24 protein-coding genes and 1 tRNA gene are annotated in these 25,283 nt (G+C 65.1%); 9 read left to right on the top strand and 16 right to left on the bottom strand.

What is annotated here, in order from left to right; genetic code table 11:
- Positions 1-361 precede the first annotated feature (361 nt).
- The 8 genes from NMQ14_RS02600 to NMQ14_RS02565 all read right to left on the bottom strand — a co-directional run bounded on the left by NMQ14_RS02600 (position 362) and on the right by NMQ14_RS02565 (position 10,081).
- Positions 362-1,585, bottom strand: a complete 1,224-nt coding sequence (locus NMQ14_RS02600; protein WP_257093191.1) for a ribonucleotide-diphosphate reductase subunit beta — start codon at positions 1,583-1,585, stop codon at positions 362-364.
- Between the two features lie 172 nt (positions 1,586-1,757).
- The gene (locus tag NMQ14_RS02595) at positions 1,758-4,610 is read right to left on the bottom strand and encodes a ribonucleoside-diphosphate reductase subunit alpha (protein WP_257093189.1); all 2,853 of its coding nucleotides are present in this window, start codon (positions 4,608-4,610) and stop codon (positions 1,758-1,760) included.
- Positions 4,611-4,789: 179 nt separating this feature from the next.
- Positions 4,790-5,335: a 1,6-anhydro-N-acetylmuramyl-L-alanine amidase AmpD gene (gene ampD, locus NMQ14_RS02590; RefSeq protein WP_257093187.1), complete on the bottom strand. Its 546-nt coding sequence runs from the start codon at positions 5,333-5,335 to the stop codon at positions 4,790-4,792.
- Between the two features lie 258 nt (positions 5,336-5,593).
- Complete coding sequence (locus NMQ14_RS02585) at positions 5,594-6,943, bottom strand: sigma-54 dependent transcriptional regulator (RefSeq protein WP_257093185.1); 1,350 nt, start codon at positions 6,941-6,943, stop codon at positions 5,594-5,596.
- On the bottom strand, positions 6,913-8,544 hold the full coding sequence (locus NMQ14_RS02580; RefSeq protein WP_257093183.1) for a PAS domain-containing sensor histidine kinase: 1,632 nt from the start codon (positions 8,542-8,544) through the stop codon (positions 6,913-6,915). Before NMQ14_RS02580 ends, NMQ14_RS02585 begins: the two co-directional genes overlap by 31 nt.
- Complete coding sequence (locus NMQ14_RS02575; RefSeq protein ID WP_257093181.1) at positions 8,522-8,764, bottom strand: PP0621 family protein; 243 nt, start codon at positions 8,762-8,764, stop codon at positions 8,522-8,524. The genes NMQ14_RS02580 and NMQ14_RS02575 overlap by 23 nt, the downstream gene beginning before the upstream one ends.
- Positions 8,765-9,005: 241 nt before the next feature.
- Positions 9,006-9,082, bottom strand: a tRNA-Pro gene (locus NMQ14_RS02570).
- A gap of 69 nt (positions 9,083-9,151) precedes the next feature.
- Positions 9,152-10,081 carry a polyprenyl synthetase family protein gene (locus NMQ14_RS02565; protein ID WP_257093232.1) on the bottom strand — a complete coding sequence of 310 codons (930 nt, stop codon included), beginning with the start codon at positions 10,079-10,081 and terminating at the stop codon, positions 9,152-9,154.
- Positions 10,082-10,262: 181 nt separating this feature from the next.
- Between NMQ14_RS02565 and rplU the strand changes: the two genes are divergently transcribed.
- From rplU to proB, 4 genes are all read left to right on the top strand, one after another.
- Positions 10,263-10,574, top strand: a complete 312-nt coding sequence (gene rplU / locus NMQ14_RS02560) for a 50S ribosomal protein L21 (RefSeq protein WP_069038061.1) — start codon at positions 10,263-10,265, stop codon at positions 10,572-10,574.
- A 50-nt stretch (positions 10,575-10,624) separates the two neighbouring features.
- Positions 10,625-10,888 (top strand): 50S ribosomal protein L27, encoded by a 264-nt coding sequence (gene rpmA / locus NMQ14_RS02555; RefSeq protein WP_069038062.1) that lies wholly within the window; start codon positions 10,625-10,627, stop codon positions 10,886-10,888.
- Between the two features lie 132 nt (positions 10,889-11,020).
- A complete protein-coding gene (gene cgtA, locus NMQ14_RS02550; protein ID WP_257093177.1) occupies positions 11,021-12,112 on the top strand; it encodes an Obg family GTPase CgtA in 1,092 nt (363 codons plus the stop codon).
- On the top strand, positions 12,096-13,211 hold the full coding sequence (gene proB / locus NMQ14_RS02545; protein ID WP_257093175.1) for a glutamate 5-kinase: 1,116 nt from the start codon (positions 12,096-12,098) through the stop codon (positions 13,209-13,211). The genes cgtA and proB overlap by 17 nt, the downstream gene beginning before the upstream one ends.
- A gap of 21 nt (positions 13,212-13,232) precedes the next feature.
- Here the strand turns inward: proB and NMQ14_RS02540 are convergent, their stop codons facing one another.
- The gene (locus tag NMQ14_RS02540) at positions 13,233-14,702 is read right to left on the bottom strand and encodes a sensor histidine kinase (RefSeq protein WP_257093173.1); all 1,470 of its coding nucleotides are present in this window, start codon (positions 14,700-14,702) and stop codon (positions 13,233-13,235) included.
- 122 nt (positions 14,703-14,824) lie between these two features.
- Between NMQ14_RS02540 and NMQ14_RS02535 the strand changes: the two genes are divergently transcribed.
- From NMQ14_RS02535 to NMQ14_RS02525, 3 genes are all read left to right on the top strand, one after another.
- Positions 14,825-14,986: a DUF1328 domain-containing protein gene (locus NMQ14_RS02535; RefSeq protein ID WP_083223920.1), complete on the top strand. Its 162-nt coding sequence runs from the start codon at positions 14,825-14,827 to the stop codon at positions 14,984-14,986.
- 39 nt (positions 14,987-15,025) lie between these two features.
- Positions 15,026-15,664: a response regulator transcription factor gene (locus NMQ14_RS02530; RefSeq protein WP_257079525.1), complete on the top strand. Its 639-nt coding sequence runs from the start codon at positions 15,026-15,028 to the stop codon at positions 15,662-15,664.
- 91 nt (positions 15,665-15,755) lie between these two features.
- Entirely contained in the window at positions 15,756-16,157 is a 402-nt protein-coding gene (locus tag NMQ14_RS02525) for a response regulator transcription factor (protein WP_257093172.1), read from the top strand.
- A 7-nt stretch (positions 16,158-16,164) separates the two neighbouring features.
- Here NMQ14_RS02525 and NMQ14_RS02520 read toward each other — a convergent pair whose 3' ends face one another.
- From NMQ14_RS02520 to NMQ14_RS02490, 7 genes are all read right to left on the bottom strand, one after another.
- Positions 16,165-18,180, bottom strand: coding sequence for a TonB-dependent receptor domain-containing protein (locus tag NMQ14_RS02520; RefSeq protein ID WP_257093170.1), 2,016 nt, complete (start codon positions 18,178-18,180; stop codon positions 16,165-16,167).
- Positions 18,181-18,235: 55 nt separating this feature from the next.
- On the bottom strand, positions 18,236-18,904 hold the full coding sequence (locus tag NMQ14_RS02515; protein ID WP_257093168.1) for a PEP-CTERM sorting domain-containing protein: 669 nt from the start codon (positions 18,902-18,904) through the stop codon (positions 18,236-18,238).
- Between the two features lie 86 nt (positions 18,905-18,990).
- Positions 18,991-19,848: an FxDxF family PEP-CTERM protein gene (locus tag NMQ14_RS02510; protein WP_257093166.1), complete on the bottom strand. Its 858-nt coding sequence runs from the start codon at positions 19,846-19,848 to the stop codon at positions 18,991-18,993.
- 123 nt (positions 19,849-19,971) lie between these two features.
- Positions 19,972-20,346, bottom strand: a complete 375-nt coding sequence (locus NMQ14_RS02505) for a DUF2946 family protein (RefSeq protein ID WP_257093165.1) — start codon at positions 20,344-20,346, stop codon at positions 19,972-19,974.
- 4 nt (positions 20,347-20,350) lie between these two features.
- Entirely contained in the window at positions 20,351-20,875 is a 525-nt protein-coding gene (locus NMQ14_RS02500; RefSeq protein ID WP_257093164.1) for a YcnI family protein, read from the bottom strand.
- A 1-nt stretch (position 20,876) separates the two neighbouring features.
- Positions 20,877-22,976, bottom strand: coding sequence for a TonB-dependent receptor (locus NMQ14_RS02495; RefSeq protein ID WP_257093163.1), 2,100 nt, complete (start codon positions 22,974-22,976; stop codon positions 20,877-20,879).
- Positions 22,977-23,078: 102 nt separating this feature from the next.
- Positions 23,079-23,441, bottom strand: a complete 363-nt coding sequence (locus NMQ14_RS02490) for a DUF2946 family protein (protein WP_257093162.1) — start codon at positions 23,439-23,441, stop codon at positions 23,079-23,081.
- 131 nt (positions 23,442-23,572) lie between these two features.
- Here NMQ14_RS02490 and pcnB point away from each other — a divergent pair, with 131 nt between their 5' ends.
- Both pcnB and NMQ14_RS02480 read left to right on the top strand, forming a co-directional pair.
- On the top strand, positions 23,573-24,916 hold the full coding sequence (gene pcnB, locus NMQ14_RS02485; RefSeq protein WP_257093161.1) for a polynucleotide adenylyltransferase PcnB: 1,344 nt from the start codon (positions 23,573-23,575) through the stop codon (positions 24,914-24,916).
- Entirely contained in the window at positions 24,913-25,266 is a 354-nt protein-coding gene (locus NMQ14_RS02480; protein ID WP_257093160.1) for a DMT family protein, read from the top strand. The genes pcnB and NMQ14_RS02480 overlap by 4 nt, the downstream gene beginning before the upstream one ends.
- The last annotated feature ends 17 nt before the right edge of the window (positions 25,267-25,283 follow it).

Raw genomic sequence — 25,283 nt, 5'->3', positions numbered from 1 at the left:
TGTCCATGATCTCCTTTGTGGACACAACATTGAGGTGCCCGAGTGCGGGCGATGATTACGCGCTGGATCAGGGAAGGGAAGACGGCGGCGGTCGGACGCTTACAGATTTTACGACTATCTCTAACGAGATTTTTCCTCTGAGCACGTTCCTAAAATTTCAATGCGAATTGCACGTAGCGCCGGCGCAAGGCTGCCAAAGGACATGGCGACACCGCGCCCAATCTGCGGCCAAAGCGACTCCAGGCAAAAAAAAGGGCGCCCGAAGGCGCCCTGAGGTCTTTCATTATTGTCTCTAATGAGACGTTATCGTCTCTAGTGAGACTGCTCTCGTCTCTAATGAGAATCTACGACGGCTGAAACCTCAATCCCAACTCAACGCCCCACCCGTCTGATATTCAATCACCCGGGTCTCAAAGAAATTCCGTTCCTTCTTCAAGTCAATCATTTCACTCATCCACGGGAACGGATTCTCCGCCCCCGGATACAGCACATCCAGCCCGATCTGCTGCGCCCGGCGGTTGGCGATGAAGCGGAGGTATTCCTTGAACATGGCTGAGTTCAGACCGAGCACGCCGCGCGGCATGGTGTCTTCGGCGTAGCGGTATTCGAGCTCGACGGCCTTGCGGAACAGGGTTTTGAGCTCTTCGCGGAATTCGACGGTCCAGAGGTGCGGGTTTTCGAGCTTGATCTGGTTGATCAGGTCGATGCCGAAATTGCAGTGCATGGACTCGTCGCGCAGGATGTACTGGTACTGCTCGGCCGCACCCGTCATCTTGTTCTGACGGCCCAGGGCGAGGATCTGCACGAAGCCGACGTAGAAGAACAGGCCTTCCATCAGGCAGGCGAACACGATCAGGCTTTTCAGCAGCTGCTGGTCGGTTTCGGGCGTGCCGGTCTTGAACAGCGGGTTGGTCAGCACGTCGATGAACGGGATCAGGAATTCGTCCTTGTCGCGGATCGACTGCACTTCGTGATAGGCGTTGAACACTTCGCCTTCGTCCAGGCCGAGCGATTCGACGATGTACTGGTAGGCGTGCGTGTGGATCGCCTCTTCGAAGGCCTGGCGCAGCAGGTACTGGCGGCACTCGGGTGCGGTGATGTGGCGGTAGGTGCCGAGCACGATGTTGTTGGCGGCCAGCGAATCGGCGGTGACGAAGAAGCCGAGGTTGCGCTTGATGAGGCGGCGCTCGTCGTCGGTCAGGCCGTTGGGCGTCTTCCACAGCTCGATGTCGCGCTGCATGTTCACTTCCTGCGGCATCCAGTGGTTGGCGCAGCCGGACAGGTATTTGTCCCACGCCCACTTGTACTTGAACGGCACGAGCTGGTTCACGTCGGTGCCGCCGTTGATGACGCGCTTGTCTTCGGCGCGGATGCGGCGCATGCGGGTGGATTCGGTCGCGGCCGGCGCGGGGGCGCGCGGCGCGATCGGCAGTTCGGCGATCGGGGCGTTGATCGGCAGCGGCTCGGCGAACATGTCGCGGCGCGGCGCGGCGCCCACACGAGACGGCGCTTCGGCGGTGGCGGTGCGCAGGCCGAGGCCGGGTTGCAGGGCGTTCACGGGCAGGTCGTCTTCAAAACTCAGCATGGATGTTCTCTCCGTGGGCGGTGCGTGGAGCGACCGGGTTCTGGTTGATTCGGGTATTCGGGGTGGTGCGTCGCCGGCAAGTCGGTGCGCCTCTGACCGCTGCCCTCACCCCCGGCCCCTCTCCCGCTGAGGCGGGAGAGGGGAGTGGGCTGGTCGCGTTCGGGGCGTAGGCTTACTGGCAGGCTTCGCAGGTCGGGTCGTCGATGGCGCAGAACTTGGGTTCGGCTTCGCTCGGCACGGCATTGAGCTCACCGCCGCGGCCGGTCGACTTCTCGGCGTGCGTGGCGCCCATGGCGCGCAGGTAATACGTGGTCTTGAGGCCGCGCAGCCAGGCCAGCTTGTAGGTTTCGTCGAGTTTCTTGCCCGAGGCGCCGGCCATGTAGATGTTCAGGCTCTGCGCCTGGTCGATCCACTTCTGGCGCCGCGACGCGGCTTCGACCAGCCATTTCGGCTCGACTTCGAAGGCGGTGGCGTACAGGCTGCGCAGCTCGGCCGGAATGCGGTCGATGCGCGACAGCGAGCCGTCGAAGTACTTCAGGTCGGCGACCATGACTTCGTCCCACAGGCCCATCTTCTTCAGGTCGCGCACCAGGTGCTCGTTCACCACGGTGAATTCGCCCGACAGGTTCGATTTGACGAACAGGTTCTGGTAGGTCGGCTCGATGCTGGCATCGACGCCGATGATGTTCGAAATGGTCGCGGTCGGCGCGATGGCGAGGCAGTTGGAATTGCGCATGCCGTAGTTGGCGATGCGGCTGCGCAGCGCGCTCCAGTCCATCGTGACCGAGCGGTCGACTTCGAGGTAGCCGCCGCGCTCTTCGGCCAGGATGTCGAGCGAGTCATGCGGCAGGATGCCGCGGTCCCACAGGCTGCCCTTGTAGCTGGCGTAGCGGCCGCGCTCTTCGGCCAGTTCGGTCGAGGCCCAGTAGGCGTAGTAGGCAACGGCTTCCATCGAGCGGTCGGCGAATTCGACCGCGTCGTCGGAGGCGTACGGCGTGCGCAGCTCATGCAGCGCTTCCTGGAAGCCCATCAGGCCCATGCCGACCGGGCGGTGCTTCAGGTTGGAATTGCGCGCCTTGCCGACCGAGTAGTAATTGATGTCGATGACGTTGTCGAGCATGCGCATCGCGGTGCGGATGGTCTTGCGCAGCTTGTCGTGGTCGAGCACCTTGTTGCCCTGGCCGTCGTCCTTCAGGTGGGCGACCAGATTGACCGAACCGAGGTTGCACACGGCGATTTCGGTGTCGGAGGTGTTCAGCGTGATTTCGGTGCACAGGTTGCTGGAATGAACCACGCCGACATGCTGTTGCGGCGAGCGCAGGTTGCACGGATCCTTGAAGGTGATCCACGGGTGGCCGGTTTCGAACAGCATCGACAGCATCTTGCGCCACAGCGCCACGGCCGGCATCTTCTTGAACACGCGGATTTCGCCGCGCGCGGCCTTTTCTTCGTAACGGGTATAGGCGGCTTCGAAGGCGCGGCCGAACAGGTCGTGCAGATCGGGGCAGTCGGAGGGCGAGAACAGCGTCCACTCGGCGTTTTCCATCACGCGGCGCATGAACAGGTCGGGAATCCAGTTCGCGGTGTTCATGTCGTGCGTACGGCGGCGGTCGTCGCCGGTGTTCTTGCGCAGTTCGAGAAATTCCTCGATGTCGAGGTGCCAGCTTTCCAGATAGGCGCACACCGCGCCCTTGCGCTTGCCGCCCTGATTCACGGCGACGGCGGTGTCATTGACCACCTTCAGGAAGGGCACGACGCCCTGGCTCTTGCCGTTGGTGCCCTTGATGTGCGAGCCCAGCGCGCGCACCGGCGTCCAGTCATTGCCCAGACCGCCGGCGAACTTGGCCAGCAGCGCGTTTTCCTTGATCGCCTCGAAGATGCCGTCGAGGTCATCCGCCACCGTCGTGAGGTAGCACGACGACAGTTGCGGGCGCAGCGTGGCGCTGTTGAACAGCGTCGGCGTCGAGCTCATGAAATCGAAGCCGGCCAGCAGCTGATAGAACTCGATCGCGCGCGCTTCGCGGTTGATTTCGTTCATCGCGAGGCCCATGGCGACGCGCATGAAGAACACCTGCGGCAGTTCGATGCGGCGGTCGCGGATGTGCAGGAAGTAGCGGTCGTACAGCGTCTGCAGGCCGAGGTAGTTGAAGCGCAGGTCGGCACGGTGGTCGAGCGCGGCGCCCAGCCTGGCGAGGTCGAACTGCGCCAGCTTCGGGTCGAGCAGTTCGGCTTCGATGCCCAGCTTGATGTAGCGCGGGAAGTAGTCGGCGTAGGCGGTGGCCATCGCGCCCTGCGACGTTTCTTCGCCCAGCACTTCGGCGCGGATCGTGTGCAGCAGCAGGCGGGCCGTGACGTAGCCGTAGGCCGGGTCGTTCTCGATCAGCGAGCGGGCGGCCAGGATGGCCGACTTGCGCACTTCATCAACCGGCACGCCGTCGTACAGATTGGTCAGCGTGGCGTCGAAAATGGTGGCGACCGACACGACGTCACCCAGGTTTTCGCAACTGTCCTGGATCAGCGTGCGCAGCGCTTCGCGGTCGAGCGGCATGCGGCGGTCGCCATCGACCACATGCAGCACCGGCTGCTCGATTGATGCTTCGACCGCCTGCTGCTTCTGCGCGCGTTCGGCAGAACGCTTTTCGCGGTACAGCACGTAGGCGCGGGCCACGTCGTGTTCGGCCGAGCGCATCAGCGCCAGTTCGACCTGGTCCTGGATGTCTTCTATATGGAAGGTGCCGCCGTGCGGCAGGCGACGCAGCAGCGCGCCGACGACCGCGTCGGTCAGCGCGGCAACCTGTTCGCGCACGCGCGCCGAGGCAGCGCCCTGCCCGCCATTCACGGCGAGGAAGGCCTTGGTCATGGCGATGGAAATCTTGGCCGGCTCGAACGCCACCACGGCACCGTTCCTGCGGATGATCTTGTAGTCGGTGTGCGCATTGTGCGCGGCAGCCGACGACTCGAGGCTGATCTGGTCCGGCGTACCGGACAGTGAACGGTTGCTGCCGTGTTCGGCGGTGATTTGCATGCGTACATCTCCCTGGAGAACCGCAGCCAAGCTGCGGCGGAATGAATCTGGAGGTGGGGAAGTGTGCTCTTCGACCACTACCTATAGTGGTTCAAGCGATTTGAGCTACTAAGTGTAGTGATGCGACCCGGACACCGCAAGCGCTTTTTTCCGTCCACGGCGAATCCGCCGGAAACGCTTCAGGGGCGCGGGATACCGACCGCCGACCAGTCGAAACGGGCGCCCGGATCGGTCTTTCGACCGGGTGCCACATCCGAATGGCCTACGACATCGGCAATCGGATGGCGCTGGCGCAGCGCCCCGATCAGCGCACGGGCGCGCGCGTACTGGGCGTCTTCGAAGGGCAGCACGTTGCAGCCTTCGAATTCGATGCCGACCGAAAAATCGTTGCAGCGGCTGCGCCCCTGCCAGCTCGATACGCCCGCGTGCCAGGCGCGCTCGAGGGTGGACACGAACTGCAGCAGCTCGCCGTTGCGCCGCACCACAAAGTGCGACGACACCCGAAGTGCTGCGATATCAAAGAAGTAGGGGTGAGCCGATGGATCGAGCCGGTTTGTAAACAGGTGTTCGATCCACGGTCCGCCGAAATCGCCCGGCGGCAGGCTGATGCTGTGCAGCACGATCAGCGACACCGGCGCATCGTCCGGCCGCGCATCGCGATTCGGAGAATCGACGCGCCGCGCCGCCGCGCACCAGCCGTCGGCGTCGATGAAGTGGTCAGTCATGCCGCAGCGCCCTCAGGTGCATCCGTCGCGGGCGCGAAGCCGCGCAAGCGCGGCTTCGTGAGATTTCCCTGGGTGGCTTGCCACGGTGGGTACTGTTCCTGTGGGAGCGGCGGCCCCGCCGCGATACGCACTCTGCACAACGATGGTCGCGGCACTGATCGCGGCGGGGACGCCGCTCCCACAGAGGGCCGATGCCGATCGCAGATAGCCATGCAGGGCCGGCCGTGGATCGCCGCTGCCACATCCGGTACCGGACCGTCACTCATTGATGCCCAGCCGCTGCAGGCGGTAGCGCAGCGAGCGGAAGGTGACGCCGAGCAGGCGGGCGGCGGCCGTCCGGTTGTAGCGGGTCTTGCGCAGGGCGTCTTCGATGGCGGCGCGTTCCATGCGGTCGAGGTAGTCCTGCAATGGCAATTCGCCGGCCGGGTCTGCGGGTGCGTCTTCGTCCGTGGGCATCAGGCCGAGGTCGGCCGCGTCGATCTGTGCGTCGGCGCTCAGCGCATAGGCGCGTTCGAGCACGTTTTCGAGCTCGCGCACATTGCCAGGGAAAGGGTAGGCGCACAGCGCGTCGATCGCGGCGCGCGTGAGGACCGGGTGCGCATTGTCGGGTGCGGCGATGCGCACGAGCAGGGTCTGCGCAAGCTGCGGAATGGATTCGCGGCATTCGCGCAGGCTGGGCATGCGCAGTTCGAGCACATTGAGGCGATAGAACAGATCCTGCCGGAAGCGGCCGTCATCGACCATCTGCTTCAGATTGCGGTGGGTGGCACTGATCAGCCGGATGTCGGTCGGCTCTTCGCTGCGCGCGCCCACCCGGCGCACCGACTTTTCCTGGATGGCGCGCAGCAGCTTCACCTGCATCGACAGCGGCAGATCGCCGACTTCGTCAAGAAACAGCGTGCCACTCTTCGCCGCCTGGAAATAGCCTTCGCGGTCGGTATCCGCACCCGTAAAGGCGCCCTTGGTGTAGCCGAAGAATTCCGACTCGACCAGGGTTTCGGGAATGGCGCCGCAATTGACGGCGATGAACGGCCCGGCGCGACGTGCTCCCAGTTCGTGGATGAGCCGGGCGGCGCGCTCCTTGCCGCTGCCCGATTCGCCCTGGATGTTGACCGGCGCACTGCTGCGCGCCAGCTTGGTGATCATGTCGCGCACGTGCACCAGCGCCGGTGCGTCGCCGACCAGCGCATCGGCGCCCTGTGCCGGCGAGGCGGCATTGCGGCCCGGCAGGTCGAGCGCCGAGCGCACCAGCGCGCGCAGCTGTTCGATCGACACCGGCTTGGCGAGGTAATCGAAGGCGCCCGCCTTCAGCGCGGCCACGGCGTTGTCCATGCTGCCGTAGGCGGTGATGACGGCCACCGGCAGGTCGCGATGGTGTTCGGCGATGTGGCGCACCAGATCCATGCCCTCGCCGTCGGGCAGGCGCATGTCGGTCAGGCATAGCGCGAACTGCTCGCGCGCGAGGAAGTCGCGCGCCTGTTCGACGGTGCCGGCGAGCGACGCGTGCAGGCCCATGCGAGCCAGCGACATGTCGATCAGCTCGCGCAGATCGTCTTCATCGTCGACCACCAGCACTTTCAGCTCACGTTGTGATCGCCGACGTTCCATGCACCGTCCCAGCTTCTGTTCATGCCGCGTACGCGGAAGTGCGCCCCCGGCGAATTATCCACGAAGTCCAGCCGCGCCCCGTTGGCTTCGCACAGTTCGCGGGCGATGTAGAGGCCGAGGCCGGTGCCCTTGCTGTGCGTGGTGAAGAAGGGCTCGAACAGGTGCGTACGCACCGCGATGTCGATGCCCGGACCGTCGTCGAGCACTTCGATCAGCGTTACGTCGTCTTCGCCGCGCACGATGATGCGCACGGATTCCTGGCCCTGGCTGGCATAGCGCAACGCATTGACCACCAGATTCCACAACACCTGATGCAGATGGCCGCGATCAAACCAGATCGCGCCCGATGCCGGTGCGTCGATGCGCACGCGGCTGCGTACCGATGCATCGCGCATCGCCAGTTCTTCGACAAAGCTGCGTGCATAGCTGGCGACATCGAGCAGTTCGGGTTCGGCCCGGTCGCGACGGCCGAGTTCGAGCACGTCGCTGACCAGACGGTCGAGCCGCAGGCTGTTGTCGCAGATGATGCGGGTGAGTCGCGCCTGCGTTTCGGCGCGGCGCTCTTCCTGCAGCAATTCGGCCGCCTGCGTGATGGCCGACAGCGGATTGCGGATTTCATGCGCCATGCTGGCGGTCAGCCGGCCGAGCGCGGCGAGCTTGATCTGGCGCGCCTGTTCGCGCAGCCGCGCCAGATCCTCGATAAACACCAGGTGACCGCCCTGCTCGCCCGCCGGCACGCAGCGCACGCGCACCGCTGCCGGCCGCGCCGGCAGGTCGAGCACCATGACCCGTTCGCGATCAGCCGACGCGATGCCGGACAGCAGGTCGTCGAGCGCGGGAGAGAAGTCGGCCAGCGTGACCGGCCGCGGCATGGCGGGATCGAGCAGTCGATGTGCCTGCGGATTGGCCTGCCGTACGCGGCCATCGGGATCGACCACCAGCACACCGTCTTCCATGTCGCGGATGACACGCTCGTTCACCCGCATCTGCTCGGCCAGGTCGCGCCCGCGCTCGCGCGCCAGCAACTCGTTGGCGATGACTCGGCGGGCCAGCAGGCGCACCGCAATCGCCGTGGCGAAGAAGCCGATGCTGATGGTGCCGACCTGCACGAAGGTGGTCGCGTCATCGGCCGTGGTGATCGCCTGTATCGACTGTTCGAACAACATGGCGATACTGGCCACCGCAGCGTAGAACACCGCCAGCCGGCCCTGACCGACCAGCGCCGCAAAGGCGAGCACAACCACGTGCATGAAGGGCAGACCGCTGCTTGCACCGCCGCTTGCGTAGGTGAGCAGGGTCAGAAAAAGGATGTCGGCCAACACACCCAGCGTAAGCCGACCGCCGGAGGTCGGCAGCACGCGGTCGGCGCCGAGCATCGTCACCAGCGCGAAAGCCCAGTACGCGAGCGCAGTGCGCGAGAACAATACTTCGTTGTAGCGGCCGAAGCTGATGTCGCCGGCGAAGCCGAGCACGATAGCCAGCAGCACCGACGTCATCAGCAGCCGGTACAGGCTGAAGTAACGCAGCGGCGTCAGGGACGACAGGCTGACGCTGTCGTCGTCGGCCGCCGCCGCTGGGTCAGCGACCTTCGTCGTGCGCATCCGCATGCGCGTCCCGGTGCTCGATGGAACAGTAATGTCGCTCGCCGGCAGACAGCGCCTCGCCTTCCGGCAGGCGCAGACCACAGTGCGCGCACTGGACAATCTGCTCGATCGCCTTCGTTTCGGGCTTGCGTTCGACCGGATCGGGTTTGCGTGTCTTCTTGAAGAACCACAGCCAGGCGACCAGCGCCAGCAGTGCAAAAAAGAGGATTCGGGTCATCGTTGCGCGAAAAGGTCGGGTTCGGCGGATGCCACGGCAACGCGCAACAACCGCGTCGCCTGAACCGCCCGTCAAGCTTACGGCGCAGCCGCGATTTGCGCGAGCCCCGGCGGCTCGCCGGGCAACGTGTGATCGACACGACGATCCGCCAGAGACCTGCGCCCTTCAGGGCGCTGATATCGAAGTCGCTGTGGGAAAAACAAAAAAGCCACCTCGGAAGGTGGCTTTTTCGCGGGATTCTTGGTCGGGGAAAGAGGATTCGAACCTCCGGCCCCTGCGTCCCGAACGCAGTGCTCTACCAGGCTGAGCTATTCCCCGATCTGCACGGCCGGTAACCCGTGCAGCACTGCTATTCCGTCGCCCTGCGGCAACGAGGCGCGCATTATGCTAGAACTCGCGCTCAACTGCAAACGCCGCGAGATCAAACAGACTCTGCATGTATTCGTTGGACGGCAAACCCTGCAGCGCAGCGCTTGCCAGCGCCGCTTCGGCGCGTGCGTGACTGCGTGCTGCATCGATCGCACCGCTGGCAACGACAGCTTCGAGCACGGCGGCCCAGTCGTCGCGCCCGCCCTCTTCGATCGCATGCCGCACGGCAGCCACCTGCGGCGGCGTGCCGTTCTTCATGACGTGGATCAATGGCAGCGTAGGTTTGCCTTCCGCCAGATCGTCGCCGAGATTCTTGCCGATGGATTGTTCGTCGCCGGAGTAATCAAGCACGTCGTCGATCAGCTGGAAAGCGGTGCCCAGGTGCATGCCGAAGCGCGCAAAACGCGCTTCGACTTCGGGCGTCGAACCCGCCAGCAACGCGCCCAGCCGGCTGGCCGCCTCGAACAGCTTGGCCGTCTTGTAGCGGATCACCTGCAGGTAGCGCTGCTCGTCGACGTCGGCGTCGTGGCAGTTGAGCAATTGCAGCACTTCGCCTTCGGCGATCACATTGGTGGCCTCGGCCAGCACCGCCTGCACCCGCATGCTCCCCACGCCCACCATCATCTGGAAGGCGCGAGAGTAAAGAAAATCGCCAACCAGCACCGACGCGGCATTACCGAACAGCGCATTGGCGGTTCTGGCACCGCGGCGCAATTCAGATTCGTCGACCACGTCGTCGTGCAGCAGTGTCGCCGTGTGGATGAACTCGACGACTGCGGCCAGTTCGGTGCGATGCGCACCGGTGTAGCCGCAGGCGCCTGATGTCAGCAGCACCAGCGCCGGACGCATCCGCTTGCCGCCTGCACCGATGATGTACTCGGCCACCTGACGCACGAGCACGACCTCGGAATGCAGCCGCTCGCGGATGACAACATCGAGCTGGCTCATGTCGTCGGCGATCAGGCTGTAGAAACGGTTCAGGGATGACAAGGCAGCTGGCCGACGCGGAAAAACGCGGATGGTAGCAGCGCACGCCCGCCCGTCAAGTTGGTGCATGCACCCCCCTTTGACTTTGACGCTGGGGCTCGGATATACTTATCGATTCCCTTAAACCTTATTGGGGTTACACATGTACGCGGTCATAAAAACCGGTGGCAAGCAGTATCGCGTTGCCAGCGGCGAAAAAATCAAGGTAGAACAGATACCTGCGGATGTGGGCTCGGAAATCGTGATCGACCAGGTTCTGATGGTCGGCGAGGGCGAATCGGTCAAGATCGGTGCGCCCCTGGTTGCCGGTGCCAGCGTTCGTGCAACGGTGCTCACACAAGGGCGCCACAAGAAGGTGACGATTTTCAAGATGCGCCGCCGCAAGCACTTCCAGAAACACCAGGGGCATCGTCAGAATTACACCGAGCTGCGCATCGAAGCCATCAACGGCTGAGAGTGTTAACAGTGCGTTGGCCGCACTGAGCGTATTCAGGAGAGCATGAAATGGCACACAAAAAAGGCGGCGGCAGTACGCGTAACGGTCGCGATTCAGAGTCGAAGCGTCTTGGCGTCAAGAGCTACGGCGGTCAGCTGATTTCGGCAGGCAGCATCATCGTGCGTCAGCGTGGCACCGAATTCCACCCGGGCGACAATGTCGGCATGGGCAAGGACCACACGCTGTTCGCGAAGATCGAGGGCGTTGTACAGTTCTCCATCAAGGGCGCAACCCGCCGTCGCGTAGTGACCATCGTTCCGGCTGCAGCCTGATTCAGGCTTGACGGAACCGAGGCCCTGCCCCCGAGGCAGGGCTTTTTGTTTGTGCCGCCAGCACAACAAGGTAGTGCACTGAGACGGCGTTCTCGTTTTATCCAGCATTGATCCAGTCAGGTGTGAAGCGAAATGAAGTTCTTTGACGAAGCGAAGATAGAAGTCATCGCCGGTGACGGTGGAAATGGCTCTGCCTCGTTCCGGCGCGAAAAATTCATTCCGTTCGGCGGACCCGACGGCGGTGACGGTGGGCGCGGCGGCAGTATCTGGGCCATCGCCGATCGTAACCTGAACACGCTGATCGATTTCCGCTACACGCGCATGTTCAAGGCCGACAGCGGTGCCAACGGCCGAGGTGCCGATTGTTACGGCCGCGGCGGCGAAGACCGCGAACTGCGCATGCCGGTCGGCACGACGATCACCGATCTGGCGACCGGCGAAGTCATCGCCGACCTCGACCGCGACGGCGCGCGCGCGCTGATCGCCAGGGGCGGTCGCGGCGGTCTGGGCAACCTGCACTTCAAGTCGAGCACCAACCGCTCGCCGAAGCAGACCACGCCGGGTGAGGAAGGCGAACGGCGCGAACTGAAGCTGGAGCTGAAGGTACTCGCCGATGTCGGCCTGCTCGGCATGCCGAATGCCGGCAAGTCGACCTTCATCCGCGCCGTTTCCGCGGCGCGACCCAAGGTGGCCGATTACCCCTTTACCACGCTGGCTCCGAACCTCGGCGTGGTGCGGGTCGATGAGTCGCGCAGTTTCGTGCTGGCCGACATTCCCGGCCTGATCGAAGGTGCCGCGGAAGGCGCCGGCCTGGGTCACCAGTTTCTGCGTCACCTGCAGCGCACGCGCCTGCTGCTGCATCTGGTCGACATCGCACCGTTCGACGAGGCGGCCGACCCGCTGCATGACGCGCGCGCCATCGTCGAGGAACTGCGCCGTTACGACGATGCGCTGTATCAGAAGCCGCGCTGGCTGGTGCTGAACAAGATCGACCTGATCCCCGAAGACGAACGTGCCGCGCGCGTGAAGGCTTTCGTCGACGCCTTCGGCGCCGAACGTGTCTTCACCATTTCGGCGCTGACCCGAATCGGCTGCGATGGTCTGTGCTACGCCGTGATGGACCACGTCGAAGCGACGCGCCCGCCCCCCGAACCGGAGCCTGACGTGCGCGATCGCGAAATCACTGAACCCGGCGATGAAGGCAGCGATGAGAGCGCGACTTGAGCGGGCGAAACGGCTGATCGTAAAGGTCGGCAGTGCACTGGTCACGAACAACGGCGCCGGGCTTGATCTCGGCGCACTGCAGGAATGGGCGCGCCAGATCGCCGCGTTGCGTGCCGAGGGCCGGGAAGTGCTGCTGGTGTCGTCCGGTGCCATCGCTGCCGGCATGCAACGTCTGGGCTGGGTCGCACGGCCGCATGCGATGCACGAATTACAGGCCGCAGCCGCGGTCGGCCAGATGGGTCTTGCACAGGCCTACGAAGGCGCATTTTCCGGCTACGGTCTGGTCTGCGCGCAGGTCCTGCTGACGCACGAAGACCTGGCCGACCGCACGCGCTACCTGAATGCCCGCTCGACCTTGTCCACGCTGATGGGACTGGGCGTGGTGCCGGTCATCAATGAAAACGACACCGTCGTCTACGAAGAGATCAAGTTTGGCGACAATGATACGCTGGGAGCGTTGGTCGCCAATCTGACCGAAGCAGACTGCCTGATCATCCTGACCGACCAGAACGGACTGTATACCGCCGACCCGCGCAAGGATCCGGCCGCCACGCTGATCAGCGAGGGCGATGCCGACGACGCGCGCTTCGAAGCCATGGCCGGTGGCGCCGGCAGCGGCATTTCGCGCGGCGGCATGATCACCAAGGTACGCGCTGCACGGCGCGCCGCGCGCAGCGGCGCCGATACAGTGATCGCCAGCGGCCGCGAACCCGATGTGCTGCTCAGGCTGGTGCGCGGCGAAGCACTGGGGTCGTATCTGAAGGCCGGCAGTTCGCCGCTTGCTGCACGCAAGCAATGGCTGGCCGATCATCTGCAGATGGTCGGCACGGTCACGCTCGACGAAGGCGCCGCACGCGCACTGCGTCAAGGCAGAAGTCTGCTGCCGGTGGGTGTGATCGACGTGCAGGGCCAGTTCGAGCGCGGCGCTGTCGTGGCGTGCCGCGATGCCCAGGGCAATGAACTGGCGCGCGGGCTGATCAATTATTCGGCGTCGGAGACGCGCCGCATTGCACGCCGCGCCTCGTCGGAGATCGAGGCGCTGCTTGGCTACATCGACACCGAAGAACTGATCCACCGCGACAACATGGTGCTCGCCTGAACGCTTTGGTGCGCTGTGGTCTCACTCACCGGGTGGCAGCGGCAGACTGAGCGACAGCTGGGTGCCATGTCCCGGCGCGGGACCTATGCGGAAACTCCCTCCCAGCGCATCGGCGCGGTACTTCATGCCGAGCAGACCGTGCGACCCGGTCTTGCCGCGTGATCCAACGGCGATGCCGATGCCGTCGTCGACGATTTCCAGCGCGATCTTCCCTTCCGCAACCGACAACGTGATCGTCACACGGCTGGCCTGCGCGTGCTTGCGGATATTGGTCAGCGCCTCCTGCACGACGCGGTAGATCGCGATCCCGCGGTCGCGGTCAAGTTCAAGCTCGTCGGGCAGCTGCAGCACCAGCTCGAAGGGGGCCGACGCGCGGTTTTCATCGGCCAGCGCTTCGAGTGCAGGCAGCAGGCCCAGATGCGTCAGCACCGTCGGCACCAGGCCTTCGATGACGCGCCGCTTGATCTGCACGCCCTGCTCCAGGATGTCGCACACGCGGGCCAGAGAATCGACGTCCGGGCTGCCCTGCTTGCGCGCGCGGCGCAGCAGCATCGATGCCTCCATCCGGCTGGCCGTCAGGATGGAGCCGAGCTCGTCATGCAGCTCGCGCGCCAGCGATGACTTCTGCCGCTCGGCTTCGGTCTGCAGGTGACTCGCCAGCTCCGACAGCTCCTCGGTGCGCACGCGCACCAGCGCATCGAGCTCGTCGCGCGCCTCGCGCAGCCGGTTCGCCGTGGCCAGTTCGACCTGACTGCGCATCGAGTAGGCGCGCAGCAGCAGGATGAGCAGCAGCACGCCGATCGCGACGACTGCGATGGCCACACTGCGCTGACGTTCGATCTCCTCGCCGAGCAGCGCCATCTGCTCTTCCAGATAGGCGCGCTCGGTCTTCACCAATGGTTCGAGCGCATCGCGCAACGGCTCCTGCGCAACCACCGGCGGCAGGAACACATCCATCACCTCGACCGGACTTGCACTGGCCGGCAGCGCCCGCAATCGCTTGAGTTCTTCGGCTTCGGCGACGCCGACGCTGCGTACCAGGGCGATACGCTCCGGATCGATCTGGCGACGCATCGCCCAGCCGACCACCTCGTCCGCCGCGCTGGCCAGACGCTGCGCCGCGATCAGGTGCTGCTGAAGATGGTCGACGGAGGGCTCTTCTATATAGCGGGCTTCGGTCAGCATGACCTGGGCGTTGTCGAACACCAGATCGTTCAGTGCCGCGAGCGACAGGCGCGAGGCATCGATTTCCTCACGCGCACGCTGCATCGACTGGAAGGTGGTTTCGGAGATCACCGTGAAGGCGATGCCCACCGCGACGACCAGCAGGGCGCCCCAGCGGAAGCGCGCCAGCCGCATCAGTACGCTGTCGGTCAGACGCTCGGCACCGCCGGTCGCCGACTCCGCCTTGCGCGCCGCCCGCGACAGGCCTTCGGTGATGACGCGGCGACGCCCCGCGCCGGTTGTCGTACGGCGCTCGACGTCAGACATGTCCGACGCCCCGCCGATGACGCGGACGACAGCTGCCGGCAAGGCGAGGCCCTATCGTCAACCCATGAGCTCCGACGCAGGCGTCGGGTACGAAAAGTGGTCCATTCAACCAGGAGGCTGCCATGCTGCACTATGCCCTTATCTTCTTCATCGTTGCCCTCATTGCCGCCCTGTTCGGTTTCGGCGGGATTGCCGCCAGTGCAGCGGGTATAGCAAAAATACTGTTTTTCGTCTTTCTGGCGCTGACGCTGGCATCCTTCGTACTCGGGCTGTTCAGACGCTGAGCGTCTGCAGCCTGCGGCACCCACTGAAGGAAACCGACCATGAACAAACGACGCATCCTGCTCGCGGACGATCACCAGATCGTCCGCAACGGCCTGCGCCAGCTCATCAATGGCGAAGCCGATCTCGAGGTCTGCGCGGAAGCGGCAACCAGCGCGGAAACGCTGACACTGCTGCGCCAGCAGGACTTCGATGTGCTGCTGCTCGACATTTCGATGCCCGATCGTGACGGCATGGATACGCTGCGCCTGCTGCGTACCCATCGCGCCGACCTGCCGGTACTCATCATCAGCGCCTACGCAGAAGAACAATACGCGCTGAACATGCTGCGTGCCGGTGCCAACGGCTATATCCGCAAGGATGCCGACGTGGACGACATCCTGACGGCCATCCGCACGGTGCTCCGCGGCCGTCGCTACGTCAGCGATGTCGTGGCCGACCTTCTGACACAGCGGCTCAACGGCGACAACGACGCGCCAGCACACCAGCAGCTGTCGGAGCGCGAATTCCAGGTGCTGCACAAACTTGCCACCGGCAAGTCGGTCACCGAAATCGCCGAAGAACTGTTCATCAGCGTCAAGAGCGTCAGCACCTATCGCAGCCGTCTGCTGACCAAGCTGAATCTGAAGAGCAATGCCGAGCTGACGTACTACGCACTCAAGAATGGATTGATAGAGTGAGGGCGTCTGTCGGCCCCGACCTACATTTCACCGGGAGCGTTCATGCGAAACTCGCGCTCCCGGGCCTTGCCCCCTGACGTACGACACCGCCGTGGAATGGCCCCGCTCTCCCTCCGAAGCCGCACGGCAGCGCCCGATCCGGGTGCTGCTGGTCGAAGATTCTCCGCTGATCCGCAAGCATCTGGTTGCCCTGCTTGAAGACAGCGAGGGGATCAACGTGAGCGACGAAGTGGACACCGAGGCGGCGGCAATCGCCGCGCTCGACAGCAACAGCTTCGATGCCGCCGTGGTTGATCTGCAACTGCGGGAAGGCAGCGGATTCGGTGTGCTGCAGCATCTGAAGCACCACTACCCCGACTTGCTCGCGGTCGTACTCACGAACAGCAACACGCCCGCCATGCGCGCACGCAGCCTGGCGCTCGGCGCCCATCACTTCCTGGACAAATCGAGCGAATTCGACCGCGTGGCCGAACTGCTCGAAGCGCTGCGCTGAATGTCGGTCAGAAATCGAGCCGTACGCGCAGCCACGCCAGCCGCCCCGGCTCGTTCACCCTTTCGGTCAGCACCAGCCCGGCCGGCTGAAAGCCACCGGTGCGACTGATGTGTTCGGCGTAGGCGCGGTCGAACAGGTTGTCGACACCGGCGCTCAGCACGATTCCCTGCATCGCCTGCCAGCTCAGCATCACGCGCACCGTGGCAAAGCCCGGCGTCTCTCCGAGGTCGGTACCGAGCGCATTGCCGAAGCCCACATGGACGCGGTCCTGCCGCTGCACCAGCCGGACACCGCCGCTCACGCTGAACGTGGGGCGCAGGTATTCGAGTCCGAGTCGCATCTCCGCCGGCGAGGTCTGGGCGAGCGGCACATCCTGCGTGAGGTTGTCGGCCCGCGTCCATGCCACGGAACCCACCGCATGCAGATCACCGACAACCCGCAGTCGCGCGTCCAGCTCGGCACCGACGCGACGCGCTTCCACATTGCGCGCGGTGATGCCCTGCTCTGCCAGGATGAAATCGCCGATCCGGCTGTGGAAGGCGTTCAAGGCGACATGTGTTTCGCCGGCGCGCCAGTTCATCCCGGCGTTGATTTCGCGGTTGGTTTCGGCGTCGATGTGGAAGGCGGCGAAGCTTGCCCGCTCGAGATTGGAGGCGGCGCGCTGTGCGACACCGAAGGCGATGAAGCCGTCGAGCGACGGATCGATCTGCCACTGCAGCCGCATGAAGCCGGAACGCAGCGTTTCGGTGCGTTCCTCGCCACTGCCCGGCAACAGCTGGGTGCCGAGGAAGTTGCGCAGCTCACCCGCCTGCGTGTGCAGACGATCGACGCGCAGGCCGGCACGCAGCGTGACGGTGTCGCGACGATGGGTCGCTTCGGCGAACGCGCCCTGAGCGCGCGCATCGAGACTGTAGAACGAGGTCAGCGACGCGGTCGACAGCGGACAGTTGTCGGTACCGGTGAAACAGGTACGCGTTGTGCGGAAGTTGTCGCCTTCATGCTCGTCTTCGCGCACATCGGCGCCCACCAGCACATCGGTGCCCGCATCAAGATCGAAGCGAGCACTCAGCCGGGCCGTGCGTCCGGTGTAGTCCTGTCGCATCAGCAGCGTGGGGAACTGGTCCAGAAACCCGGGCACCAGTTCGACCGGCTTGATCGGGCGATAGGTGTAATCGTCCATCAAATGATTCACGTGCTGCCAGCGCACCGAAAACTCCAGCGCCGACAGCGTGCGGCCGGGTCTGCGATGGGTGAGTTTCGCACCCCAGACCGAGCGCTTGAAGCGGGTGCCATCCATGTGAAAGGCCGGAAAGCCGGCGATCGCGTCACCATTCTCGATGTCGACTTCGACGTCGGTGTCCGGGCCGAGCCGCGCACCGGCGGCTAGCGTCGTGGAATACCTCGAGTAGAAGGACTGGAAGCGGCGTCCCGCACCATCGCGGTAATCATCGGAATCGTTGCGTACGGCACCGGCCCGCATCCAGAACTGCTCGCCCGACCAGCTGTATTCGGCCGACAGGTCAAGCCGGTCGAAACCGCCGCGACCGACAGCCGCCCTCAGCCGGCTGCCCTGCGCGGGCTCGGGCGGCAGGCGCTGCACGCGAATCTGGCCGGACAGCGCAGGGCCGAACTGCACGGTATTCGGTCCCTTGACCACGGTCAGCACGTCATAGCTGTCGGGCTGCAGGTAGGAGGTCGCCGGGTCCATGCCGTGATTGCAGGCGGCATCGGCAACAGCATCGTTCACGACGATGGGCAGACGCGCGCCGCCCAGTCCGCGCAGGAAGGCACTGCCGGCCGTGCCGCCGACCCGGCTGATGTTGAAGCCGGTGATGTCGCGCAGCAGCTCCGACGCATCGCTGTGCGAACGCGGCACTTCACGCAGGTCGACCACGGTGTCGGGCGCGCCATCGTGGCGCGTGGCGGTGATGCTGACGGTCGGCGCGACCGTCTCCGAGGCGGCAGCGGTCGACCACAGCAGCAGGCACAGGCCGCGCGCCCGGAGGGAAAGATTGGATTTCATTGATATGGGCCGCTCTCCGGCACGCCGAATGGCGCTCCGGAGAGCGGCTTTTTCATCAGCAGCGCCGGGCCGAACGGCGCGCTGCGAAAGCCGTCAGGCCGAGACCGCCCAGCAGCAGCGCCCAGGTCTGGGGTTCCGGTACCGGCGGGGGGCTCACTTCGTGTTCGAACGCCACGGCGATGCGGATCTGGTCGCGGAACGGGTCACCCATGCCGGGCATTGCGACGTGGTGATACATCGACTCGTTCAGGTTCAGCCACAGGCTGTTTTCGTCATGCGAAAAATGCAGCGACGGTTCGAAGCCCTCGATCAGATTGCCGTTCTGGCCGCTGACGTAGCTCGTGTTGCTGATCGATGCGGATGCGATCGGTTCGAGCACGTTGGCGGCGTCGAACACACGGAAGCCGATGAACTCGGGCGAACCGAAATTCATGAAATCGATGCTGCCGGTGTAGCTGAATGACATACCGCTGTCGAAGATGTCCACGCTCCATGAAGACGTACCCGCTGAATTGAGGCTGATCTTCGGTATTTCGACGGCATCGCCCACGCTGACCACGAAGGTCTGCAGCGCCTGGAAGCCCGCGCCGAGACCGAGATCGAGACCGTACTGGACGGTGACGGCATGGTCTTCGAAACTGGCATGCGCAGTCGCAGCAGAAGGCGCGAAGGCAGCGGCGGTGAGGACGACGGCGGCGACACTGCGGGCAATTGCATTTTTCATTATGGATACTCCTTACGTTTGAATATGTGATGCGGATCGGTCACGCCGACCCGCTTGCGAGAATCGGCAGAACGCATCCACTCAATTCAGCGCGGCGCGGCGCGGCGGCGCGCAATCAACCCGATCAGGCCGAGGCCTGCGAGCATCAGCGCCCAGCCTTCGGGCTCGGGCACGGCGGTGACCGACAGCGCTGCGGAAAAGCCGCGCTGCGCCGTACCGGCGTCGAAGTCGATGTACGGGCTGGCATAGCGCGCGCCTCCCACGATCAGGCTGTAGCTGCCGGCGGCCAGCTTGAAGCTGGCCGAGACGGTGCCGTCTGCGCTGCCGTCGCCGGTGATGTCGATCACCTTGTCACCGTTGACGTCGACGCCGGCGCCATCCACGGCCTGACCGATATAGCGCAGCCGGGCCGACGCCCAGCCTGACGCACCCACTTCGGCCAGCTTGTTGCCGAGCCAGAAATCGCCGCTGGCGTTGAAAGCGCCTTCACGCGTCCCGGTGATGCCGGCGCCGAGGTAGTTCGGATTCAGCGTGGGCAGGAAGCCCGGATGATTGGCGAGGTAGTCCGGATGGTCGCCGCCTTCGAAGGCCGCTGCCGGAGCCAGTCCGCTGTAAAGCGAAAAGCCCGGGATCAGATCACCGAGGGCCGTCAGCGTGTTGCCGCCGCTGAGGTAGTCGAAACTCGCGGCGCTGACCGTCAGCGTGACGACCGATGCTTCGGTGAGAGTGAACTTCGCCCAGCGCAGGCGGTGGCTGTCACCCCAGTCGGCGTCGGCGCCATCGGCCCAGCCGAAATCGGACGTGACGCGCTGGTTCGACAGCGTCCAGGTATTGCCCGTCTGCACGCCATTGGCGAGGAAGTCGCGCGTGCTGTAGCTGACATGGGCGGATGCGGAAGCGGAAAACAGGCCGGCGAGTGCGGCCGCGATCATTCTGTTTTTCATGTTGGATGCTCTCCTTGATACGTGCAGGTGTGCCGAGCCATGCAGGCTTCAGCGCACGGAAGCGCGCGACATCCCTCCTCAAGCTGTAGCCGGAGGTCGGTGCCGGACGACATGACAGGTGAATCAGGAGAGCAGTGGTGGCGCGCGCGGCTGCCAGTGCGCACCGGTTTCTATCGGGTGCCTGGTATCGATGGCACGCACGATCGGCGCTTCGGACTGACCGGATTCGGTGAGCGGAAATGGCAGCGGCGGGGGCGACAGCGCGCCGGCCGGGACGCACAGCGCACAATGCTGACCATGGGATGGCGTATCGCCGGAGCCGCCGCGGATGTCGCCGGCGCCTGCAGCCGACACGCTGCAGATTTCGTCGAATGGCGTGGCGACGCGAACGGCGCCACCCAGCGACGCCATGACGAACTGCAGGACGAACGCGCACAGCAGCACCCACGCCAGCTTGAGCCGGCGTGCGGTGCGGGGTGGGCGCGCGTATCGGCTCACGGGTTCAGTGATGCGGCCGGGATTCCGCCGGCAGCAGATCGAGAACCGCCGCCGGCATCTTCACATCACGCATGCCCTGGCCTTCGGCGGGAATCTGCGACCAGTCGTTCGCGCCACGCTCGCAAAGTTGCATCACCTTGAACCAGCGCCGCCCGGGCGCATCCGGCAGCTTCATCATCAGCGCGAACTCGTCGTAGTGCGCATCGGCGAGCGGGCCGCCGGTCCAGCTGACCTCGACCACCGCTTCGCCGACCGGCTTGCCGTGATGCATCAGCGGCTGCGCCAGCTTTTCGGTGCGCACGGTGACGGTCCAGCCCGGCTTCACCATGGGTTTCACGCTGGCCATCGGCTCGGGCAGACGTATCGTGATGGCGGTGGTCGGCGAGCCTTCGCAGCCGTGGCCGACGCGGAAGGTACCCTTGTAGTAGCTGCCGGCCGGCGCCGTCTGCTGCTCGAGCACGACATGCGCCGCGGTCACGACCGGCAGACCGAGCAGCGCGAATGCCAGGCAGTTCAGATATCGATTCATGTCACATCTTCCATTCGATGCCGGCATAGACGGCGCGGCCGTCGCCCGGCAGATAGACATTGCGTGCCCCGGCTGCCAGCGCGCTGAAGTCGCGCACGACATTGGTGCTCGCGGCATAGCGGCGGTCGGACAGGTTGCGCCCTTCGATGAACCACGAAAACTGCTTGCCGACCTGCTGCTGGACGCGCAGGCCGAAGAGGGCGTAGTCGTCGGCGAATTCGGTATTGGCCATGTCGACCGCGTAGCGCTGCGGCGACCATTCGGTGCTGGCGGCGATCTTCAGCGGACCGCCGGGCGCGGCATGGAAGCGGTAGCCCAGCTCGCCGCGGAACAGCGTGCGCGGCACACCGGGCAGCCGGTTGTCGCCGAACAGCGGGTCGTTGTCGAAGCGGAAGTCGTTGTACAGCAGCGCCTGGCGCCATTCGAATCCGGCGCCGAAGCGGCCGTCGGCCGCGAATTCGATGCCGCGATGGATCGTCTTCGGCACGTTCAGCGTGGTGCTGACCGGTGCGCCGCCCAGATTGAGCGTGTAGGCCAGCAACTCGTCGGTCACCCGGGCGTGGTAGAGCGCGAAGTCGTAACGACCCCACGCAAAGTCGCCGCGGCTGCCCGCTTCCCAGGTGGTCGCACGCTGCGCACGCAGCGAGTCGATCACCGTTGCGCCACCGGTCAGCTCGCCGAATGACGGCGGTTCGAAGCTGCGCGACACGTTGGCGAACACCTGCATCGAGGGCGAAACGTCGTGGCGCACGCCAAGCTTCGGGCTCCAGCCGTCGAAGGTGCGCGCGAAGCTTTCGTCGCCGCCGGCGCAGGCCAGCGGTCCGCCGGCGAAGCACAGGTCGCGGCTCTTGCGGCGCGCATGCGTGTACTGCGTGCCGACCACCGCAGTCCAGGACGGCGCGAAGGTGAGCTGGCTTTCGACGTAGCTTTCGAGATTGCGCGCGGTGGTGTCGAACTTGTTGATACGCCCGCCGCGACGGCCCGCGACGTTCAGATATCGATCATCGTCGGTGTCGCCGCGCGCGGCGCCGACACCGGCAACCAGACGATGCGGTAGACCCGCCAGCGTCGCTTCGGACACGATGCGCAGCTCGGCGCCGAAATCCTTGCTGCGCTGGTCGAACACCTGGAAGATGGGGTGGAACAGGTCCTTGTCGACGTAATAGGCCGACAGTTCGACTCGCAGGCCGTCACCGGCCAGCCACACGGTGCGGTTCGACACGCGCCACAGGTCGATGTCGCGCTTCTGGTCGCCGGTGATGTTGGTCAATGCGGCCTGACGCGGATTGGCCTGCAACTGCGCGCGCGTCAGATTGCCCGGCAGTTCGGAGTCGCTTTTCGCGGCCTGCATGAAGAAGCGGGTTTCCAGCGAAGGCGCGATGCGCAGCCCGATATTGCCGACGATGCGCTGGGTGTCCTGCCGTGCATGATCGCGAAAGCCGTCCTGCGTGAAGCTGGACAGGCTGAGATAGCCATCGATGTCGCCAGCGACGAAGCCCGTGGCGACCTGGCTGCGCAGATAGCCGAAGGCGCCGGTTTCCGCGCGCACGGTCAGGCGGGGTGCGTCGTGACCGGTGGGCGACACGTAATTGATGGCGCCGCCCAGGCTGCTGGCGCCGTACTGCAGCGCATTGCCGCCGCGCCACACTTCGATGTAGCGCGTGGCGAGCGGCTCCAGCACCTGGAAGTCGCCGCCGCCATCGGCCTGGTTGATCGGCACGCCGTCCTGCATCAGCTTGATGCCGCGCAGGTGGAAAGTCCGCTGCAGGCCGGAGCCGCGGATCGACAGGCGCGATTCTTCCGAACCGAAGCGCGGCTGCACGAAAACGCCCGCGCTGTAGCCGAGCGCATCCTGCAGGGTCGACACACGCGCGTCGCGGAACGATTCGGCATCGATCACCGAGGCGCCGCCCGGCGTCAGCGCCATCGCGGCACGGGCGGATTCGAGGTCGGCCAGCGTCGTGGACAGGATGCGCCGGGCCTCGATGTGCTGCTCCGGCAGCTGAACCGTGGCGTCGGACGCCATCGCAAGGCTGCTGACGGCAATGGCGAAGGGCGACAACGCGAACAGGCGCGCAGCGCCCACGAAGGTCGATTGCATGAAGGATGTTCCGTGAAGCGGCCGCGCGACTGGGGCGCGACGAGGTCGGATGGCGATGCGCACGGCGGCAGGGCCGCGCGTCACCGGCAGATCAGGCGGGGATCAGGCGTGCCGGGGTGGCGCGCGCGGAGACGCCGCAAGCGGCGTGAAGGTCCGAAACTCGGGCGCGAGCCGCGTCGGTGGCTGCTCGGATTCGGCGTGGCGTGCAAACACTGCATCGAAGGCAGGCGCCGGCAGCGCAAAGGCGGTTTGCGCCATGCACCAAGGACAGTGGCCCGGCTTGACCGGTTGCGGTGTGCCCTCCTCGGACAGCGCCTGAACGCCGAACACGGTGCAGATTTCCGTCATCGCGGTCGGGTCGACCGATTGCTGCCAGCGCATCAGCGACGGCAGCAATGCCTGCGCGCAGACCGCGAAGATCGCGATCAGCAGGGTCAGGCGGAAATGGGTGCGGAAGGCATTCATCGGCGCGGATGGTAGCGCGCCTGTCGATCGACATGCAACACGACGGACTGACGCGTGCCGGCTTGCGTTAACATGGCGCGTCGATTATCCAAGCGCCCGGCGCCGGGCCGCGCCAGAAAGTCCCACTACTGATGATCCGAAAGTTGCTGCGCCGGATATTCCGTCGCCCCGAAGACCACGCCCGCCCCAACGCGACACGGCCGAGCGGCCCGGTCAGCATCCCGATTGCCCAGCACGGAATTTCGCGCGACGCGCTGCTGCCGGCCGCGCGCCGGGTGTGCGAAGGGCTGCAGGCCGAGGGCTATCAGGCCTATGTGGTGGGCGGTGCGGTACGCGACCTCATCGCCGGCATCGTGCCGAAGGACTTCGACGTCGCCACCAGCGCGACACCGGAACAGGTGACGGCGGTGTTCCGCCGGGCACGCATGATCGGGCGCCGGTTCAAGATCGTGCATGTCATGTTCGGCCGCGACACGATCGAGGTGACCACTTTCCGCGGCGATTCCGAAGCGGTGACCGACGAGCACGGCCGCATCCTGCACGACAACGTGTTCGGCACCATGGAAGAGGACGCCGCGCGGCGCGACTTCACGGTGAATGCGCTGTATTACGACCCGGCAACCGAAACCGTCATCGACTTCCACCACGGCGTGGCCGACCTCAAGCAGAAGACGCTGCGCATGATCGGCGAAGCACCGCGCCGCTACCGCGAAGACCCGATCCGCATGCTGCGCGCGGTGCGCCTCGCGGCCAAGCTCGGGCTGGTGATCGACCCGGACGCGCGCGAACCGATACGCTCGATGGCCAGCCTGCTCGAGAACGTACCGCCAGCGCGCCTGTTCGATGAAATGCTCAAGCTGCTCACCAGCGGTCACGCCGTCCGCTGTGTGCGCCAGCTGCGCGAGGATGGCCTGCATCATGGCCTGCTGCCGCTGCTCGACGTCATCCTCGAACAGCCGATGGGCGAGCGCTTCGTCATGCTGGCGCTGGAGCGCACCGACGAGCGGGTGCGCGAAGGCAAATCGATCTCGCCCGGCTTCCTGTTCGCCACCCTGCTGTGGCACGAGGTGCTGGCTGACTGGGAAAAGCGCAAGGCGGCGGGCGAATCGTCGATTCCGGCCATGTTCGAGGCGATGACGGTGGTGCTCGACCAGCAGGCGGAAAAGCTCGCCATCACGCGGCGCATCGCCACCGACATCAAGGACATCTGGGCGCTGCAGCCGCGTTTCGACGCGCGGGCCGGCAAGCGGCCCTTCCGCCTGCTCGAGCTGCCGCGCTACCGCGCCGCCTACGATTTCCTCCTGTTGCGCGCTGGCTCCGGCGAGGTGCCGCAGGAACTGGCCGACTGGTGGACCGAATTTGCCGACGCCGACGGCCCGACGCGCGAAACCATGCTGAGGCCGGAAGAAGCGGTCAAGAAGCGTCGTCGCGTCCGTCGCAAACCGACCGGCAGCGCCCAGGTCGCGCCTGAATGACGATGCCGCAGCTGCCTGTCTGGCTGCAGACCGGCGGTCTGCTCGTGCTGTCGAACATGTTCATGACCTTTGCCTGGTATGCCCACCTGCGCGACCTGAATCATCGGCCGTGGTGGATTGCGGCACTGCTTTCATGGGGCATCGCGCTGTTCGAGTACCTGCTGCAGGTGCCGGCCAACCGCATCGGCCATACCCAGCTGACGCTCGGGCAACTGAAGATCATGCAGGAAGTGATCACGCTGTCGGTGTTCGTGCCGTTCGCGATCTTCTACATGCACGAGCCGTTCAAGCTTGACTACCTGTGGGCTGCGCTGTGTATGCTGGGCGCGGTGTATTTCATCTTCCGCTGACCCGAACTTCCGACCGG

It is taken from the genome of Methyloversatilis sp. XJ19-13 (assembly GCF_024580155.1).
Lineage (GTDB): Bacteria > Pseudomonadota > Gammaproteobacteria > Burkholderiales > Rhodocyclaceae > Methyloversatilis.
Note: the sequence above shows the minus strand (reverse complement) of the source record. Positions and strands in the feature narration are given on the sequence as shown.